The sequence below is a fragment of the Enterobacter cloacae complex sp. 402C9 genome (genome assembly GCF_050030745.1).
Lineage (GTDB): Bacteria > Pseudomonadota > Gammaproteobacteria > Enterobacterales > Enterobacteriaceae > Enterobacter > Enterobacter intestinihominis.
In genome coordinates, this window is sequence record NZ_JBLGUW010000001.1 from 3498406 (window position 1) to 3516682 (window position 18277).

At 47.1% G+C, this 18277-nt stretch carries 13 protein-coding genes, 1 other RNA gene and 3 pseudogenes; 12 read left to right on the top strand and 5 right to left on the bottom strand.

Going from position 1 to position 18277, the window contains the following annotated elements:
* Positions 1 to 17 precede the first annotated feature (17 nt).
* Positions 18 to 809, top strand: a complete 792-nt coding sequence (locus ACQG1K_RS16655; RefSeq protein WP_014832951.1) for a cytochrome C assembly family protein — start codon at positions 18 to 20, stop codon at positions 807 to 809.
* 19 nt (positions 810 to 828) lie between these two features.
* Positions 829 to 2115, top strand: a complete 1287-nt coding sequence (locus tag ACQG1K_RS16660) for an HlyC/CorC family transporter (RefSeq protein WP_026094274.1) — start codon at positions 829 to 831, stop codon at positions 2113 to 2115.
* A gap of 52 nt (positions 2116 to 2167) precedes the next feature.
* Here ACQG1K_RS16660 and grpE read toward each other — a convergent pair whose 3' ends face one another.
* Positions 2168 to 2761 (bottom strand): nucleotide exchange factor GrpE, encoded by a 594-nt coding sequence (gene grpE, locus ACQG1K_RS16665; RefSeq protein ID WP_003863126.1) that lies wholly within the window; start codon positions 2759 to 2761, stop codon positions 2168 to 2170.
* 122 nt (positions 2762 to 2883) lie between these two features.
* On the opposite strand from grpE, the gene nadK reads away from it, so the two are divergent.
* The 3 genes from nadK (at position 2884) to bamE (ending at position 5986) form a co-directional block, all read left to right on the top strand.
* Positions 2884 to 3762, top strand: a complete 879-nt coding sequence (gene nadK / locus ACQG1K_RS16670; RefSeq protein ID WP_022649070.1) for an NAD(+) kinase — start codon at positions 2884 to 2886, stop codon at positions 3760 to 3762.
* A gap of 85 nt (positions 3763 to 3847) precedes the next feature.
* Positions 3848 to 5509, top strand: coding sequence for a DNA repair protein RecN (gene recN / locus ACQG1K_RS16675; protein ID WP_069596833.1), 1662 nt, complete (start codon positions 3848 to 3850; stop codon positions 5507 to 5509).
* Positions 5510 to 5647: 138 nt separating this feature from the next.
* Positions 5648 to 5986, top strand: a complete 339-nt coding sequence (gene bamE / locus ACQG1K_RS16680; protein WP_003863121.1) for an outer membrane protein assembly factor BamE — start codon at positions 5648 to 5650, stop codon at positions 5984 to 5986.
* A gap of 61 nt (positions 5987 to 6047) precedes the next feature.
* Here bamE and ACQG1K_RS16685 read toward each other — a convergent pair whose 3' ends face one another.
* A complete protein-coding gene (locus ACQG1K_RS16685) occupies positions 6048 to 6335 on the bottom strand; it encodes an RnfH family protein (RefSeq protein ID WP_367075892.1) in 288 nt (95 codons plus the stop codon).
* Positions 6325 to 6762, bottom strand: coding sequence for a type II toxin-antitoxin system RatA family toxin (locus ACQG1K_RS16690; RefSeq protein WP_003863117.1), 438 nt, complete (start codon positions 6760 to 6762; stop codon positions 6325 to 6327). The genes ACQG1K_RS16685 and ACQG1K_RS16690 overlap by 11 nt, the downstream gene beginning before the upstream one ends.
* Positions 6763 to 6918: 156 nt before the next feature.
* Between ACQG1K_RS16690 and smpB the strand changes: the two genes are divergently transcribed.
* The 5 genes and pseudogenes from smpB to ACQG1K_RS16715 all read left to right on the top strand — a co-directional run bounded on the left by smpB (position 6919) and on the right by ACQG1K_RS16715 (position 16246).
* Positions 6919 to 7401, top strand: coding sequence for an SsrA-binding protein SmpB (gene smpB, locus ACQG1K_RS16695; protein WP_426720783.1), 483 nt, complete (start codon positions 6919 to 6921; stop codon positions 7399 to 7401).
* Between the two features lie 89 nt (positions 7402 to 7490).
* Positions 7491 to 7854: a transfer-messenger RNA gene (ssrA, locus tag ACQG1K_RS16700) on the top strand.
* Between the two features lie 166 nt (positions 7855 to 8020).
* Positions 8021 to 9268, top strand: coding sequence for an integrase domain-containing protein (locus ACQG1K_RS16705; protein ID WP_426720782.1), 1248 nt, complete (start codon positions 8021 to 8023; stop codon positions 9266 to 9268).
* A gap of 1 nt (position 9269) precedes the next feature.
* Positions 9270 to 9914, top strand: a pseudogene (locus ACQG1K_RS16710) (hypothetical protein).
* 602 nt (positions 9915 to 10516) lie between these two features.
* Positions 10517 to 16246, top strand: a complete 5730-nt coding sequence (locus ACQG1K_RS16715) for an ATP-binding protein (RefSeq protein WP_426720993.1) — start codon at positions 10517 to 10519, stop codon at positions 16244 to 16246.
* A gap of 118 nt (positions 16247 to 16364) precedes the next feature.
* Here the strand turns inward: ACQG1K_RS16715 and ACQG1K_RS16720 are convergent.
* Both ACQG1K_RS16720 and ACQG1K_RS16725 read right to left on the bottom strand, forming a co-directional pair.
* A pseudogene (locus ACQG1K_RS16720) lies at positions 16365 to 16517 on the bottom strand (IS3 family transposase); the annotation flags it as partial.
* An 88-nt stretch (positions 16518 to 16605) separates the two neighbouring features.
* The gene (locus tag ACQG1K_RS16725; RefSeq protein ID WP_367075896.1) at positions 16606 to 17115 is read right to left on the bottom strand and encodes a hypothetical protein; all 510 of its coding nucleotides are present in this window, start codon (positions 17113 to 17115) and stop codon (positions 16606 to 16608) included.
* 223 nt (positions 17116 to 17338) lie between these two features.
* Here ACQG1K_RS16725 and ACQG1K_RS16730 point away from each other — a divergent pair.
* Positions 17339 to 17665, top strand: a pseudogene (locus ACQG1K_RS16730) (hypothetical protein); the annotation flags it as partial.
* Positions 17666 to 18047: 382 nt separating this feature from the next.
* The gene (locus ACQG1K_RS16735) at positions 18048 to 18263 is read left to right on the top strand and encodes an AlpA family transcriptional regulator (protein WP_032453753.1); all 216 of its coding nucleotides are present in this window, start codon (positions 18048 to 18050) and stop codon (positions 18261 to 18263) included.
* Positions 18264 to 18277 lie beyond the last annotated feature (14 nt).

Genomic DNA, 18277 nt, shown 5'->3' on the forward strand with positions numbered 1-18277 from the left:
CAACTGTCGACGCCTATATGCCTGTTTTCGCACTGATCGCCCTTGTTGCCTACTCTGTCAGCCTCGCGCTGATCATTCCTGGCCTGCTGCAAAAAAACAGCGGCTGGCGGCGCATGGCTATTCTTTCGGCAGTGATCGCACTGATTAGCCATGCGTTTGCGCTGGAATCACGCATCATTCCCGGCGACGGCAGCGTGCAAAATCTGAGCGTGCTGAACGTCGGCTCGCTGGTCAGCCTGATGATCTGTACGGTCATGACCATTGTCGCGTCTAAAAATCGTGGCTGGCTGCTGCTGCCGATAGTCTACGCCTTTGCGCTGATCAACCTGGCGTTAGCCACGTTCATGCCCAATGAGTTTATTACCCATCTGGAAGCCACGCCGGGGATGCTGGTGCATATCGGCCTGTCTCTATTCTCCTACGCGACGCTGATCATCGCCGCCCTTTACGCCATGCAGCTCGCCTGGATCGACTACCAGCTGAAAAATAAAAAGCTGGCGTTTAACCATGAAATGCCGCCGCTGATGGTGATTGAGCGTAAGATGTTCCACATCACCCAGGTCGGCGTGGTTTTGCTGACGCTGACGCTGTGCACGGGCTTGTTTTATATGAAGAACCTGTTCAGCGTGGAGAATATCGATAAAGCGGTCCTCTCCATCATCGCGTGGTTTGTCTATATTGTCCTGTTATGGGGCCATTATCATGAAGGCTGGCGCGGTCGTCGCGTGGTCTGGTTCAACGTTGCGGGTGCGGGCATTCTCACGCTTGCCTATTTTGGTAGCCGCTTCATACAGCAATTTGCTGGCTAAGTAACAAAAGGAGTTCCCCCTGGAACACATCTCTACCACCACGCTGATCGTCATTCTGGTCATCATGGTGGTCATCTCCGCTTATTTCTCTGGCTCTGAAACCGGCATGATGACGCTGAACCGCTACCGGTTACGTCATCGCGCCAAGCAGGGTAACCGTGCCGCGCGTCGTGTCGAAAAGCTTCTGCGTAAGCCGGACCGTCTGATTAGCCTGGTGCTTATCGGTAACAACCTGGTCAATATTCTCGCCTCTGCACTGGGCACCATCGTCGGGATGCGTCTGTACGGCAATGCAGGCGTGGCGATTGCCACAGGTGTGCTCACGTTTGTGGTACTGGTGTTTGCGGAAGTGCTACCCAAAACCATCGCGGCGCTTTACCCGGAAAAAGTCGCCTACCCGAGCAGCTTCCTGTTAGCACCGCTGCTTATTCTGATGATGCCGCTGGTCTGGCTGCTGAATATGGTGACACGGGTGCTGATGCGCATGGTTGGTATAAAGGCAGACGTCACCATCAGTAGCGCGCTCAGCAAAGACGAACTGCGTACCATCGTGAACGAATCCCGCTCGCAGATCTCCCGTCGCAATCAGGACATGCTCCTGTCGGTGCTGGATCTGGAAAAGGTCAGCGTTGACGACATCATGGTGCCGCGCAATGAAATCGTCGGGATTGATATTAACGACGACTGGAAGGCCATTGTCCGCCAGCTGACGCACTCCCCGCACGGGCGTATCGTCCTCTATCGCGATTCTCTCGACGATGCCATCAGCATGCTGCGTGTGCGCGAGGCCTATCGTCTGATGACTGAGAAAAACGAGTTCACCAAAGAGGTGATGCTGCGCGCCGCCGACGAAATTTACTACGTGCCGGAAGGCACCCCATTGAGCACGCAGCTGGTGAAGTTCCAGCGAAACAAGAAGAAAGTCGGTCTGGTGGTGGATGAATACGGCGACATACAGGGGCTGGTGACGGTCGAAGATATTCTGGAAGAGATTGTCGGGGACTTTACCACGTCAATGTCGCCTTCCCTTGCAGAAGAAGTCACCCCGCAAAACGACGGGTCAGTGCTTATCGACGGCAGCGCCAACATTCGTGAAATCAATAAAGCGTTTAACTGGCATTTGCCGGAAGACGAAGCGCGGACGATGAACGGAATGATCCTGGAAGCGCTGGAAGAGATCCCGGCGGCAGGCACGCGCGTGCGCATTGAGCAGTATGATATTGATATTCTGGACGTTCAGGACAACATGATTAAGCAGGTGAAGGTCCTGCCCGTTAAACCTTTACGCGAAAGTATCGCCGAGTAATGTTGTAGGCCGGGTAAGGCGAAGCCGCCACCCGGCACTACGGGTCGGCAAATTACGCTTTCGCTTTCGCCACGGTCACCATCGCAGCGCGAATAGTACGACCGTTCAGGGTATACCCTTTCTGCATCACGCCCAGCACGTTACCCGCGGCAACGTCTTCGGATTCCACCATCGCAATGGCCTGGTGAACGTTTGGATCCAGTGGTACATCCGTATCGGCAATCACTTCAACACCGAACTTACGCACCACATCCAGCATGGATTTCAGCGTCAGCTCGATGCCTTCAATCATCGCCGCATTATCCGGATTAGCTTTATCCGCCACTTCCAGCGCGCGATCCAGGCTGTCGATCACCGGAAGCAGTTCGTTGACGAATTTCTCCAGCGCAAATTTGTGCGCCTTTTCAACGTCCAGCTCGGTACGACGGCGCAGGTTTTCCATTTCCGCTTTGATACGCAGTACGCCATCGCGTTCGCGATTCTGCGCTTCTACCAACTGAGCTTCCAGATTGGCAATTTTTTCATCGCGCGGGTCCACCTGCTCAGCAGACGTGTCTGGCTCTACTGCCTCAACTTCATCGTGCTGTTCCGTGATAATTTCTTCAGGGGCTTGCCCCTCAGGCGTTTTCTGTTCTTTACTACTCATGAATTTCTCCGCGTTTTTCTGCATTCATCTCGCTAACTTCGCTTATTATGGGGATCAGTTTCATGGATTCAAGGGAACAAGGCAGATTGTCATCATTCATCAGGCACAAGGACCTCCAGAAAATGAATAATCATTTCAGGTGTATTGGGATCGTCGGCCATCCGCGTCACCCTACCGCATTGACGACACATGAAATGTTGTATCGCTGGTTGTGTGGTAAAGGCTATGAAGTGATGGTCGAGCAGCAGATCGCCCAGGAGTTGCAGCTTAAAAGCGTCAGAACCGGCACGCTGGCGGAAATTGGCCAGCAGGCGGATCTCGCCGTGGTGGTCGGCGGCGACGGCAATATGCTGGGCGCGGCGCGAACGCTGGCTCGCTATGATATTAAGGTTATTGGTATTAACCGTGGCAATCTTGGTTTCCTGACCGACCTCGACCCGGACAATGCGCAACAGCAGCTGGCGGACGTGCTGGAAGGTCACTATATCAGTGAAAAACGGTTTTTACTTGAAGCCCAGGTATGCCAGCAGGATTGCCAGAAGCGCATCAGCACCGCTATTAACGAGGTGGTTCTCCACCCTGGTAAAGTGGCGCACATGATCGAGTTCGAAGTCTATATCGACGAAATCTTCGCTTTCTCGCAGCGCTCTGACGGGCTGATTATTTCAACCCCGACGGGGTCAACTGCCTACTCGCTTTCAGCCGGAGGCCCAATCCTGACGCCCTCGCTGGATGCGATCACCCTGGTGCCGATGTTCCCGCATACGCTCTCGGCGCGTCCGCTGGTGATAAACGGCGACAGCACCATCCGCCTGCGTTTTTCACATCGCCGCAGCGACCTGGAGATCAGCTGCGACAGCCAGATTGCGCTTCCCATTCAGGAAGGAGAAGATGTCCTCATTCGCCGTTGCGATTATCACCTGAACCTTATCCATCCAAAAGATTACAGTTATTTCAATACATTAAGCTCAAAACTCGGCTGGTCAAAAAAATTGTTCTGATTTTACATCCAGCGCTTTACTGTATATAAAACCAGTTTATACTGTATACAAACACAGTTATGGTTTTTCATACAGGAAAACAATTATGCTGGCACAACTGACCATCAGCAACTTTGCCATTGTTCGTGAGCTTGAGATCGACTTCCATAGCGGAATGACGGCGATTACCGGTGAAACCGGTGCAGGTAAATCCATTGCCATTGATGCCCTCGGCTTGTGCCTCGGGGGTCGTGCAGAGGGTGATATGGTGCGCACAGGTGCGGCCCGTGCCGATCTCTGCGCCCGCTTCTCGTTAAAAGACACGCCTGCCGCCCTGCGCTGGCTGGAAGCGAACCAGCTGGAAGATGGACGTGAGTGTTTACTTCGTCGCGTTATCAGCAGTGACGGCCGCTCCCGCGGTTTTATCAATGGTACAGCGGTTCCCCTTTCCCAGCTTCGCGAGCTGGGCCAGCTGCTCATCCAGATCCATGGTCAGCACGCGCACCAGCAGCTAATCAAACCCGAACAGCAGAAAGCCCTGCTCGATGGCTACGCGGGTGAGTACGCGCTTACTCAACTCATGGCGGAGCACTATCGTCAGTGGCATCAAAGCTGCCGCGAACTTGCGCAGCATCAACAGCAAAGCCAGGAGCGTACCGCGCGCGCCGAGCTGCTGGAATATCAGTTGAAAGAGCTGAACGAATTTAACCCTCAGGCGGGTGAATTTGAGCAAATCGACGAGGAGTACAAGCGTCTGGCCAACAGCGGTCAGCTGCTTTCCATCAGCCAGAATGCCCTGAACATGCTGGCGGATGGCGAAGACGTGAATTTGCAGAGCCATCTGTATACCGTGCGTCAGCTTGTGACCGAACTGACCGGCATGGACAATAAGCTTTCTGGCGTACTGGAAATGCTGGAAGAAGCCGCGATTCAGATTTCAGAAGCCGGGGATGAGCTGCGCCACTACTGTGAACGTCTGGATCTCGACCCGAACCGTCTGTTCGAGCTTGAGCAACGCATCTCCCGTCAGATTTCACTGGCGCGTAAGCATCACGTTACCCCGGAAGAGCTGCCGAATTACTATCAGTCTCTGCTGGAGGAACAGCAGCAGCTGGAGGATCAGGCCGATTCCCTCGAAACCTTGTCTCTGGCGGTTAATCTGCATCATCAGCAGGCGCTGGAAACGGCGAAACGGCTGCACGACGTGCGACAGCACTATGCTCTGGAGCTTAGCCAGCATATTACCGACAGCATGCATACGCTGGCGATGCCGCATGGGGTGTTCACTATTGATGTTCGCTTTGAAGAGCATCACCTGACGGCGGAAGGCGCAGACCGCGTAGAATTCCGCGTCACCACCAACCCGGGCCAGCCTTTACAGGCGATTTCGAAAGTGGCTTCTGGCGGTGAACTGTCGCGTATCGCCCTGGCCATTCAGGTGATTACCGCCCGTAAAATGGAAACCCCGGCGTTGATTTTCGATGAAGTGGATGTGGGTATCAGCGGCCCGACCGCGGCCGTTGTCGGCAAACTGCTGCGTCAGTTGGGTGAATCGACGCAGGTTATGTGTGTGACTCACCTGCCGCAGGTCGCCGGCTGTGGTCATCACCACTTTATCGTTAGCAAGGAAACCGATGGCGAAATGACGGAAACGCACATGAAACCGCTGGATAAACGCTCACGCTTGCAGGAGCTGGCACGCCTGCTGGGGGGCAGTGAAGTCACCCGTAATACGCTCGCGAATGCGAAAGAACTGCTGGCGGCATAAACTTTTTCGGGATCTCAGGGTCATACAGAACAATAAAAACGCCGCCAGACCAGTTTCAAAGTGGGGCAAGGTCTATTATCATCGGCATATTACATATGAGCCGCGTACTGCTCGGGCCCGAAAAGGAATCAAATCACTATGCGCTGTAAAACGCTGACCGCTGCCGCAGCGGTTCTTCTGATGTTGACCGCAGGCTGTTCCACTCTGGAGAAAGTGGTTTACCGTCCTGATATCAACCAGGGGAACTACCTTACTCCTAACGATGTGTCCAAAATCCGCGTAGGTATGACACAACAGCAGGTCGCTTATGCCCTGGGAACCCCGATGATGTCCGATCCGTTCGGCACAAACACCTGGTTCTATGTATTCCGCCAGCAGCCTGGCCATGAAGATGTGACCCAGCAAACCCTGACGCTGACCTTCAGCAGTGCCGGCGTGCTGACCAACATCGACAACAAGCCTGCCCTGACCAAATAATCAGGCGCCAGCAACGCAAAAAGGTGCTCAATGAGCACCTTTTTTGTGTATGTTTATTTGGCTACTTACCGGATTTCTCTGCTCGCTGACGGCGCAACTCTTTCGGGTCGGCAATCAGCGGACGATAGATTTCAACCCTGTCGCCCTCTTTCAGCACATCACCGAGCTTAACCGGACGGCTATAAATGCCGACTTTATTCTTCGCCAGGTCAATATCACGGCGAAGTTCAAGGATACCTGAGGCCCGGATAGCCGCCTCAACGATGGCACCCTCTTCCAGCGTCACGCGCTGCAAATACTGCTTCTCCGGCAGCGCATACACCACCTCAACAGCAATCTTATGCGACACTGTAAACCTCTTTGGCGCGGGTGGTGAACGCCTGAACCATATTCGAGGCCAGCTCTTTAAAGATACGGCCAAACGCCAGTTCGATCAGCTTATTGGTAAATTCAAAATCCAGATGAAACTCAATGCGGCAGGCGTCAGCGCTCAGCGGCGTAAACTTCCACCCCCCCATCAGTTTTTTAAACGGACCATCCACCAGATGCATCAAAATACTCTGATTGCTCGTCAGGGTATTGCGCGTGGTGAACGTTTTGCTGATCCCCGCTTTGGAGACATCCACGGCCGCAGTCATCTGCGTCGGGCCGGATTCCAGCACCCGGCTACCGGTGCATCCCGGAATAAATTCCGGATAGGACTGAACGTCGTTCACTAACTGATACATTTGTTCCGCGCTGTAGGGAACAAGCGCAGTACGGCTAATCTGAGGCATAGCATTTTCCATGGTCACACAACAGACAAATAATAACATTTATCACCTGTTAAAAAAACGCTAAGGCTTATCTCGTGCTAAGATAGCGCGTTAGACCTCACAGGACGCAATGAGGTGACTTTTTAAAATCAGATTACCGACGGCTTTACGACACTTATGACGAAGAAAAAAGCACATAAACCTGGTTCGGCGACTATTGCGCTCAACAAGCGTGCTCGCCACGAGTATTTCATCGAAGAAGAATTCGAGGCCGGCCTTGCGTTGCAGGGCTGGGAAGTAAAATCGCTGCGTGCCGGGAAAGCCAACATCGGCGACAGCTATGTGATCCTGAAAGACGGTGAGGCCTTCCTGTTCGGCGCGAACTTTACGCCGCTGACCGTCGCCTCTTCACATTACGTCTGCGATCCTACTCGTACCCGTAAGCTGCTGCTGAACAAGCGCGAACTGGAATCCCTCTACGGACGTATCAACCGCGAAGGCTTCACCGTAGTTGCGCTCTCTTTGTACTGGAAAAACGCCTGGTGCAAAGTAAAAATCGGCGTGGCGAAAGGTAAGAAACAGCACGACAAGCGTACTGAGCTGAAAGCACGCGAGTGGCAGCTCGACAAAGCACGTATCATGAAAAACGCAGGACGTTGATTCTGCGCACTTATTGTACTATTCAATAAGTTAGCGTTTCGGGCTGGTGTCGAGGACGAGAAATCTGGTATACTGAGTTCAACACTATTGGGGCTGATTCTGGATTCGACGGGATTTGCGAAACCCAAGGTGCATGCCGAGGGGCGGTTTGCCTCGTTAAAAGCCGCAAAAAAATAGTCGCAAACGACGAAAACTACGCTTTAGCAGCTTAATAACCTGCTAAGAGCCCTCTCTCCCTAGCTTCCGCTCTTAAGACGGGGATCAAAGAGAGGTCAAACCCAAAAGAGATCGCGTGGAAACCCTGCCTGGGGTTGAAGCGTTAAAACTAATCAGGCTAGTTCGTTAGTGGCGTGTTTGTCCGCAGCTGGCGTGCGAATGTAAAGACAAACTAAGCATGTAGTACCGAGGATGTAGAAATTTCGGACGCGGGTTCAACTCCCGCCAGCTCCACCAAACATTCATTCATTATGCATCATGAACCTTAAAAAAGCCTGTAACTTCAACGAGTTACAGGCTTTTTTGTTGCATGTGTGGTCATGATCTCTGTATGAATCTTGAGCATTATGTATCTTGTTTTGCACCGCGTTGCCAGAACGCTAAAAAAACAAGGTGCAAAAACATGCCTAAGGTATTGAAATCCCTAACCAATACCGAGATCGCTGCCGCCAAGCCGCAGAAGACCGAGTATATGCTGCGCGATGGCGACGGACTGGCTTTGTTGATTAAGCCATCCGGCAGAAAGATCTGGTACTTCGAATACACTCCCCCGGCGCTGAAAAAACGGACCAAAATCAGCATTGGCCCCTACCCGGTAGTCACCCTCGCCATGGCGCGAGATTTCAGGTTGCAATACCGGCGTTTACTCGTGCAGGGCATCGACCCGCAGGCCCATCTGGAGCAGGTTGCAGAGGAGCAACGACTCCAGAATGAATGCACGCTGGAAAAAGTTGCGGAACAGTGGCTCAAAGAGAAGAAACGGACCAGCGATCTTAGCGAAGATCACGCCAAAGATGTCTGGCGTTCGCTGGAGATGCACGTCTTCCCTTCTCTGGGCAATACGCCCGTCACCGAGATCCGCCCGAAGATGCTCAAGGAACACCTCACACCGCTGGAAGAACAGGGCATCCTCGAAACGCTGCGGCGGGTCATCTCACGGCTCAATGAAATCTTCCGCTTTGCCATCTCCGAAGAGCTCATCGAGTTCAATCCGGCTGACAACCTGGTCGCCCGCTTTAAGAAACCGAAAAAGCAGAACATGCCCGCCCTCCACCCCAGCGAGTTGGGCAGGTTAATGCTGGCGCTACAGAACGCATCTATCCGCAAGGAAACACGCTGCCTTATCGAATGGGAGCTACTGACCTGGGTTCGCCCCGGCGAAGCCGTCAGCGCCCGCTGGTGCGACATCGATATGAAAAAAGCGGAATGGCGGATCCCTGACACCTTTATGAAGATGAACCGTTCTCACACGGTGCCACTCAGCAAACAGGCGCTGCGCGTTCTTCAGATCATGGAGCCCGTCAGCCGCCATCGTCCGTGGGTCTTCCCCAGTATTCGTAAACCACTGGAACACATGCACCAGCAGACCGCCAACGCCGCGCTTATACGTATGGGGTTTGGTGGTGAGCTGGTCGCCCACGGCATGCGCAGCGTCGCCAGAACGGCGGGGGCAGGTCATTTTCCCCGCGAAGTCCTGGAGTCTGCGCTGGCACACCAGAAAGAAGACGAGATCGAAGCGGCCTACAACCGCAGCGACTATCTGGAACAAAGGCGACCGCTCATGCAGTGGTGGGGAAACTACGTTGATGCCGCCAGACGGCAGGCGCTGCTCGGTGCTGAAGAACCGCTACAGATCGTGGAAGGAGAATAATGTGATCAGTCCCATTCGTCAGAATCTGTTTGAACGGGAATGTGAGATGCCGCTGCTGGAAGCGCGGCATCTCGCCCTTCTGCTTCTCGGCCTCGATGCTTCCCAACCTGCAAACGCCCTGCCGGAAGAACATCAGGAGAATTACCGAATCCTGCACGACGCCATCAGCCGCACCATCAAAGCTACAGGCATGGTCAGCGCCCCGGCGAACAAACGCATGTTCTATGCCGATGAGATGTTCGCGCTAGCCTGGCGGCTTATAGATGACGAACTGACGCCACCAGAAGTGAAAGACCGCAGCCTGAAGGCGGTGATGAAACTGTCGCGTAACAGCCGTGGCCGCAAGTGGCTGAAGACACTCGGCGACGATGCGCTGCCAGATCTCACGGCTTAAGCACAACCTTCCCTGCGTGGGATGCATAAGCGCGACAAAGCGCGGGAGAATACTGCCCGACTCTGCTGGTTGCTGGTTCAACTTCTGGTTGAGGAAACTGACGGACGGTATGGGACGTCTGATAAACCGGCTTCGGATAGGATACTTCGGAAGCTGAAGGCGCTGGCGCAGGAGCTGGGATTGCCGTCTGATGGGATTGGGCGTGGGACGTTTTATGAGGTGTTGAAGATGGGGAGGGAGAAGAGAACGTAGATAGGCCCTCCCAGTGTCGGGTAATAGAGAACCGATTAAGCTCTGAATCCTCACACGTATAGTCGGCTTCGTGTAAGGACATATCAATTGCTTTCTGCTTGAGGCTCGCGTTAATTGCCAGTGACCTGTAGTGTATTCTTTTCAGTGGTTTAGACGAGTACCCTGCGGGCTGAGAAAGTCGCGTTGTCAAAAGAGTGTTTCTTTAATGCTAATTTCGTCAACACGGAGAATAGAAGACATGTTGAACCCCTCAATGTCTGATCTGGTAAGGTGTATGGGAACTCAACTCCAGAAGAACTTTTCGAGTGCATTTGCCGGATAACTGATGATACTGGTCGAGATTATTCTTCAATAATTCATGGGCGTTGCTTACCGCATTCTGCAGTGCGTGAGTTGAAATCGAAGCAAAATTAACCAAAAATAAGCTTAGGGCTGATTGCTACCTTCCTAGCACTGCCTAAGACATGTGTGTGCCAAAAACGGACATAGGTATGGATTTTGTCTGTTTCGCCTTTACGTATTCGATAAAATTGATTGAAAATTAAGTACTTCAGTAGTAGGTTGAAGTAAGTTGCGATCGTAAAATATGGATTGTTATTTTGATGATACCGTCAAAAATTAAACCCTCACAATTAACACGTGTTGGATACACATACCAAGACCTTATGTGTATTCGCACATTGATCAATTGGTTTCACGATCCAGAGAAGTACCAGTGGATAAGCATAGAAGGCAATCAAGGGCTTGAGCATGTTAAGAGCCTTGATGATGTTATTTGCTTTACAGCCAGTGGAGAATATGAACTCTATCAGGTCAAATTTACAATTGATTCTGAACGTGACGATTTACATTTAGATTTCGATTGGCTACTCAAGAAGAAGGATAAGGGCACATCCCTTATCGAAAAATGGTCAGCAGACATAGAGAAGTTCGGTTCCTCCAGCACAATAGCGATTGCTAAGCTTATTACAAATAGAATACCTGACCAAGTTCTATCAAATTGCCTAATAGATAAAAAAATTGATTACTCTCTCGTTCCGGAAGACGTCAAATCAAAAATATTAGCTCAACTTGGTAGTGAAGAGAAGTCCATAGCTTTTTTCGAAACTCTTATTTTCGAACATAGCCAAAAGGAAATTGATGATTTAGAGTTGCACCTACGTGACTCGCTTGTACCAGACCACGCAAATGAAGAAAGTTGGCTTCAGTTATTAAAAACCGTTGAGCGCTGGGCTTCACGGAAAAGAGAACCGGCACCAGATGGCAAAATCTACCTTAAGCATATACATGAAATTTTAACGCTCGGCTCCAAGAAAACTATTTCTCAGTTTTTTGAAATTCCTGGCGGCTACAAACCACCAACAGATGAATTTCATAATGAAATTCTTAACGCTATAGCTATCCCTGGCTGCCATGTTATATCAGGATTACCCGGAATGGGGAAAAGTACTTTTCTATCCTTTTTAACTGACCAGCTAATAGAATCGAAAACGCCTGTTATCCGACATCATTATTACTTATCCCCTCAGTTTATTGGCGACAGAATTGCTTTTAATAATGCAGCTCATTCACTACAAAGCCAGATTAGAACACTTTATCCCAATGACTTCGATAGCGATAAACTTGATGCTCAACATCTAGAGACTTGGATAAGCAAGGCGGTAATTAAAGCTGCAGAAAATGGCAAAACTCTAGTTATAATTATTGATGGATTAGATCATGTTTATCGTGAAAGATCGGATATTAGCCAACTCGAACATTTAGTTAACCGGATTACCCCCTTTAAAGGAAAAGTTTGTTTGCTATTCGGAACACAACCAATAAGCGACGAGCATCTTCCCAATTCCCTATTACGTTCAGCTCCAAGAGAACATGCCTGGATAGATATTCCACCTATGGGGCTTGATGCTATAAAGTCGAGACTCGACTTTATAGCATCGAACAATGAAATAAAAGTAGCAGGCAATAAAGATCACAAACAAAATAAAATAGTAGAAATTTCACAGGCTCTACTCGACATTTCACATGGATATCCTCTTCATATTATTTACTCTTTAAACAGTTTGCAGTTAGCAGATAAAAATATCAGTAAATATGATGTGGAACGACTACCAACTTGTCCTGATGGCGATATTCATGAATATTATGAGAATCTATGGGTATCACTATCTGAAGGAGCAAAAGAAATTCTTCTGCTTATAGCAAATGCAGATTTTTCATGGCCGGATAAAACACACATCAGTTACTGTTTTGAAGATAGCCTAACTTTCCAAACCAGCTTTTCAGAAATTCAACACCTCATTGAACAAAGACTAAGTGGGATATATCCTTTTCATAGCAGCCTATTCGTATACCTAAGACGCAAAGAATCCTTCGTTCAATCAAGAGATAGGTTAAATAGAATTTCTAAAATTTGGATCAATACACATGCTCCAGAGTATTGGCGGTGGGGTTGGGAATGGATCATTGAAGCTAACCTCGGGAATTTCACCCCACTTTTTCAAGGAGTAGATAGGGACTGGCTTGTTCAATCTCTCTGCAATGGTTATCCTCTAGAGCATATAGAACATATATTCAGTGTTGCAGAACGTATCGCATTTGATCAAAACCTATATTCTGAGTTGTTGAGACTGCGAATTTTGAAAACAAGGCTATTAAATGGGCCCGAGTTTCAAATACAGAATTTTAGCGATTTTCTGGACTGCTCATTAAGCATCTCGCACGATAATTTTGGTCTTCTTTGGCGAGCGGACAATCTAAGGATTATCCCGGACAATGAAATTGTTATTATTGCTAAGCATTTTCAAGGAAGAGATGAAAGAATAGTAGATGCGTGCATCAAAGAAATCTCTCGTCGAGTACACTTTTATGCTCGGCTAGATGACTCTAATCATTATCAAACATTGAACAGCCTTGTAGATGATTATCTTCATACGCTAACCAGCTATTGTAATCCCGACTTAGCTGTTATAAATGCTTTCTATGAAACACTTATTGACAAGGCTTCATCTTTCACTCGAATTGTCGAATTGCTCATTCAGTATGGCCATAGACACTTACTGGTTGATTTATCTCTATTTGACGTTCCGGATGATATTGCTTCAGCAATCTGCGACGAAGTCGTTTTGGCTGCAAGCATCGAAGGCGTAACTCTCAATGAGGAAAACTCCTTATTTGATAGCACTGATTCAAGCATATATCTGCTTTATCAGTTTTTAGCTGGAAACGACATAGAAATAGAACAACTTAAGGAAATTGAATGCCCTGTTGAGTACGAACACACACATCACCTTCCTTTTTATGAGCACTTTTTTAGAAATCTTATAGTAAATTTAATAATATCAACCGAATTTAATGCTCCGGAGTTAACTGCACCCACAGATATTAAGGGGTTCCTCAATAATGCTTGGGCGACATTCCAATATGCCGCCTCAAAAATTGCAAAAAATATAAAAGAAGGCCGCAATTTTGAAATTTCTAATTTGTATGAATCATTTGACTTATTAGAACAACCAGATAAATTATTGATGGGTTATCAAATCGATGCTATCTTATTCAACATTCGAAAATCCTTAATAAGAATTGCCATTCACTTAAATATTTTATGCAACTCTATAAAAGCATTTTCAAATATTGACATAAATCAGTTTGATACACTATCAATGAGCAATTGGTGGGATTCTAGGGTGTTTTTTGATATTTCATCTAAAAATGCAATTTTCAATTTCCCTAAAGAGTATATTGCTCAGGAGTTTAAAAAGTATTTTGATTCTGAAATACTACGCAGAGATGATACTGCTACGCTGGCCAACGATAGCCTTGACCTAGCAAAATTGGCAACCAATTTAGGCCTGTATAATGAAGCAAGAGTGTTTCTTGAGCGTGCCGCATTCAATATAGTCGGATATGGCCATAGAAAGGACATTACTTTACATGAGGTTTTTGAAGCGTTACAAGAATGCTCTGATTCCAACTACCCTCAAGTTTCTGATTGGCTAAAACGAGTTGCAACTTTTACAACTGATGTATTTGATTTTTCAGAACGAGAAATTCGACATATTCCTGGCCTGTTCACAAAATTATTGGCGAAACACAACCCAGAACGCCTTGTTGACGAATTTGACTATCATCTATCAGAAGAGAATTGGCATAGAACACATCTTATTTTTGAAAATTTCGTAAAGTCATTTCCACTTACTACGCAGCCAGAGCACTCTTTTCTTAGGTGCATGACAACATTTGATGCAATGACTGCATTAGATGAAAGAAGCAAAGACAATGATGTTCTGAAAGGTATTTACGAAGAGCAGTGCAAAGCTCTTGGAGGTATGCCCCCACAACCAAGAGAGTATTCCTCCACTAACGAAGATGTCGTTACAGATTGTCCTGATGTATCCACCATACCACCTGCTAATCTTAATGATTTTATTGCAGCCTTACATTTAGTTTCATACCAGATTTGTGAAGGATTTATTTCGGACTGGATAGGTTATTGGGTTGATAAAGGCCACGCCCGCACGATTATCACTTCTTTCAGCGACTATTACAATCAAAGTAAATCAGACTATGAACTGAATCGATGTTTACACCATATTTTCTTGTTGAGCAAAAAAACCGAAGGCAGGAAAGCAGCTTACAAATGGGCTGTCAGAAATATAAAATTAAATAACTGCTGGAGTCCTTATTATTCATCAGGGTCAAAAGAAGCCATAAAGGAATATGGAAAAACTTACAGCGAACAATGGGAAAATCTTCTTCGTGATACGATGGCACCAGACTCTGCCAGCTTACAGAGAGATGAGAATATAGTAGTTCCTTCCACTCACCTTGTTACTTATTTGGCCTCTGCTGGACAGGTCGCTCTGGCAACCGAAATTACTGAAATTATGGTCACTAGCCTTGAGGGCGATATTGCACATCTTCCTTTGACCAAACTGTACTGGTATGATGATCCTGTATCATTCGAAAACATTCCATTTCATCTAATTCTATTACATTTCAAATGGCCCGACAGATACGCCAGGCTCCTAACAGCGAAGCAGATAGCAGCTTTATTACAAAACGACTCCAGTATCGAATTTCGTTCTTTGTATCTGAGTTTTCTGGAAAAACAACCCTATGAGGTTGATGTCATTGATTATCTATCTGTTTTATTGCTTATCGAGGATCACTCATTTACTAAAGAAGAAATAACCAAATGCATTCATCACCCTTCTCTTATCTCTGATGAGATTCTATATTCTCTGGATTTAGATATTGAAAGAAGGAATGATTTTTCGGCTCTCTACTCTGAATTTTCAGATGACTTAGAACCGAATAAGAACAAATATAAAAAATATGCTAATGGCCTTGCATTGAGGTTTATAGGCATTATCGATGAGCTCGAAAATGAATACCAAATACAACTGTTGAGGCATTTTTTCCTTGAATGGGAGCAAATCCACAACGCGCATGCTTGTTATATTTTTAAACCTCATAACTTTGCAAGTGAACAATTTTACCCTCAAGACAAGATTTTCTGTAGTTTTTCATGGCGAGCAGAAGTATCCATTTTATCTGCTTTTGTCAGAACATTAGCGTATGCTATGCAAAAGCACTCCTTACCTGCCGAACTTTGTTTGGCACATGCCCAAGAGGTTTTACCATTCGGTTCTATTGCTGTAAATCTTTCTCCTTCTGACTCACCATACAATTGGCCCGTAATAGAAGATTTAGAAAAAGACGATCATTTGCCTGGTCAGAAAGAACTTGAACGGTATTTAGAAAATTTTTCCGCTTCTACTGATGAAATGTTACTTTATGCCAACGGCCCCGTGCTAAGAAATCACTCTGGTATATGCCTTGATCTAAAGGTTATTTTAGTCAAACTTCAAAACTCTGAAATTGACGATCCTAAGGCAATTTTTGAGTCAATAGATTATATGCGAAATTCTGAGCAAGGGATTTTCCCTTTAGCAAAGAAGAACTGGCCTTCCTCCTTTGGAAGATGGGAAATTGACTGGTTAATCAGAGGTTATTTTCGACCGACCTACTCCATAGGAGATTTACCTTTTAACTCCGTTAGGCAAAGCGATTATCGCATAGAGTATTTCGGCGGAAATATACATAATGGAACCTGGAGATACTGGGTCAACCAGTGGTATCCAGTTTATCACGCAGGTGTAGGCAACTCTCTCGGAACTTATTTTACAGTTTCTAATGATTTTTTTAAAAAACTAAAAGGACACGCTGGCGGCAATTATTATCTAATTGGCGAGATGACTTGTGTTGACAGGCGTAATTTCTCTAACTCTGCGGAGTCAATAAAGACCTATTCCATTTTGCCAATATAGACATTATGAATATTATCCCTCTAAATGGCCGCACCTAATACCGCTATACGTGCCATTTAATGACATGTAGTGGCTGCAAAAAAGCATCACATCGCAAGCCTGATGTTGTAGTGGTCAACTTAAACTGTGAAATACTGTCCAGAAAATGCATGACCTGCACGCCTGAAATCCGAAAGGCAATAATGACCGTCAGGCACTTCTTCGTAAAATCATCCACGCAGATAAGGCGCTTTATCTTACGTCCGGTGACCAATGAATCCATAACGAAATCCTGAAATCCATCGACCAGTCAAGGCATCTATGGAAGTGAGTCTACTTAGATTATAATTGAAATAGACTCCTCTGCTTCGTATAGCTAATTAGGCTCCGAGAAAAAGGTATCTCCCGCTATATGGCATAATTATTTGTAGCAATTCAATTGCGTTCCGAAGGTTTTCTACCTGATCATTTAACAACGTGATGTCCTTGATACCGTGAAATAAATTATTTCGATACCTATAGACAATTAAGAGACACACTTCTATTTTATCTTCAAAAGAAGTTTCTTTATTTTTCAGTACGTCAAGTGATTTCTCAATTTGCGAAGCTTCTCTAAAATAGAGGTAATTGAAATGCTCTGTTGGTTCACCGCTTTCGTGTATATAGCGTTTAGACCAATATGCTAACTGGGAGTCGATCGCATCTGTTGGCATTTCCCTTGCGACTCGTTTTGAAAGAACCCCAATCCGATCTACAACATTCACATTATGAGCTTCTGAAGCCTCAAAAATTGACCACATAAGAGTGAAGTCGGATACTACCTCGAGTGTATCAGGTTCAAGTGGTGCTGAGTGTTGAATGTTTTGTTGAATCCAATCAGATACCTTCACTGATAATTTCCTTAAGATAGAGTATTTATTCAGTATAAATTTTGAGATTTTAGTCAAGCAATTATGTCGGACACGGGTATGGCATGTCCTTATAAGACAGATGTCATTTGGCAAATGATATACTGGGATTTTTATAACTGATATAGTAAAAGATGAAATTTTGTATGAGATTACAACTGGAAAGGGCCTTGTTGAATAAATCGAACTTTTGGCAGATGTCAGGATCAGATCACCACATTCCGGTCTTGTAGCGTTATATCATGCAAAAAAACGCTCAAAATCAACAAATTGGGCACCTACAACAAGGCACTCGTCAATCGTGGTCGCTGACATTTCGGCTTGATGAGTCAAGCATTCAGGCATGGTACGATGACCCAAAAACTGCTTCGCGGGGGGGAACCCGCAACGTTATTCTGAACTTGTCATTTCCCCTCTGATGAATCTCCCGCTTCATTGTCCGGAGCATTCCAGCGTTAGTAAGCGGGCTAAATCCGTCGGCATCCCGTTTAAAAACTCCACGAGAGACACGATTGCTCACCTGGTTATCAATTAATTCTAAGCCAGCGACTGACTAGTTAGAAGGCATCGTGATCAGGAAGTCCATAACATGCACTTAATCACCACATCTTGTAGCCCTAACAACCGCTCCTTGCCCACGACTGACGGTGAGATAGCAACAGCTATTGTGAAGTGTTTGTGGTCGTGCGTTGCCATTCGTTAACCATAGCAAATCTTATCTCGACGGAGCTCAACTGAATCAAAACCATTTATTTTCAATAAATTAATCTTACTCCTTCAGTTTTGATGGTAAAGAAATTCTTCCCGGACTAATTATTTTCTATCCGGACTTAACTTTTTCACCCGGACCTATACCTCCCCTTCCCGTTCAGCGCTATAACCGCTCCGACACTCTGTTCCCGTGAGGTGCAATCATGAAAACCCGTGTTGACAGTAACGATGCTTTTCCCGAAAGCGGTAACGTGCGTATGCGGCAGGTGGTCCAGTTTCTGGCGATGAGCGAATCTTCGGTTTACCGCCTGATTAAAGACACCGACTTTCCCCGCCCCGTCCACCTCTCTTCCCGACTGGTGGTCTTCGATGCCGCTGAAATCCGCCAGTGGCAACAGCGCCGCACCGCCATCCGTTAATCCACGCTCAGGGA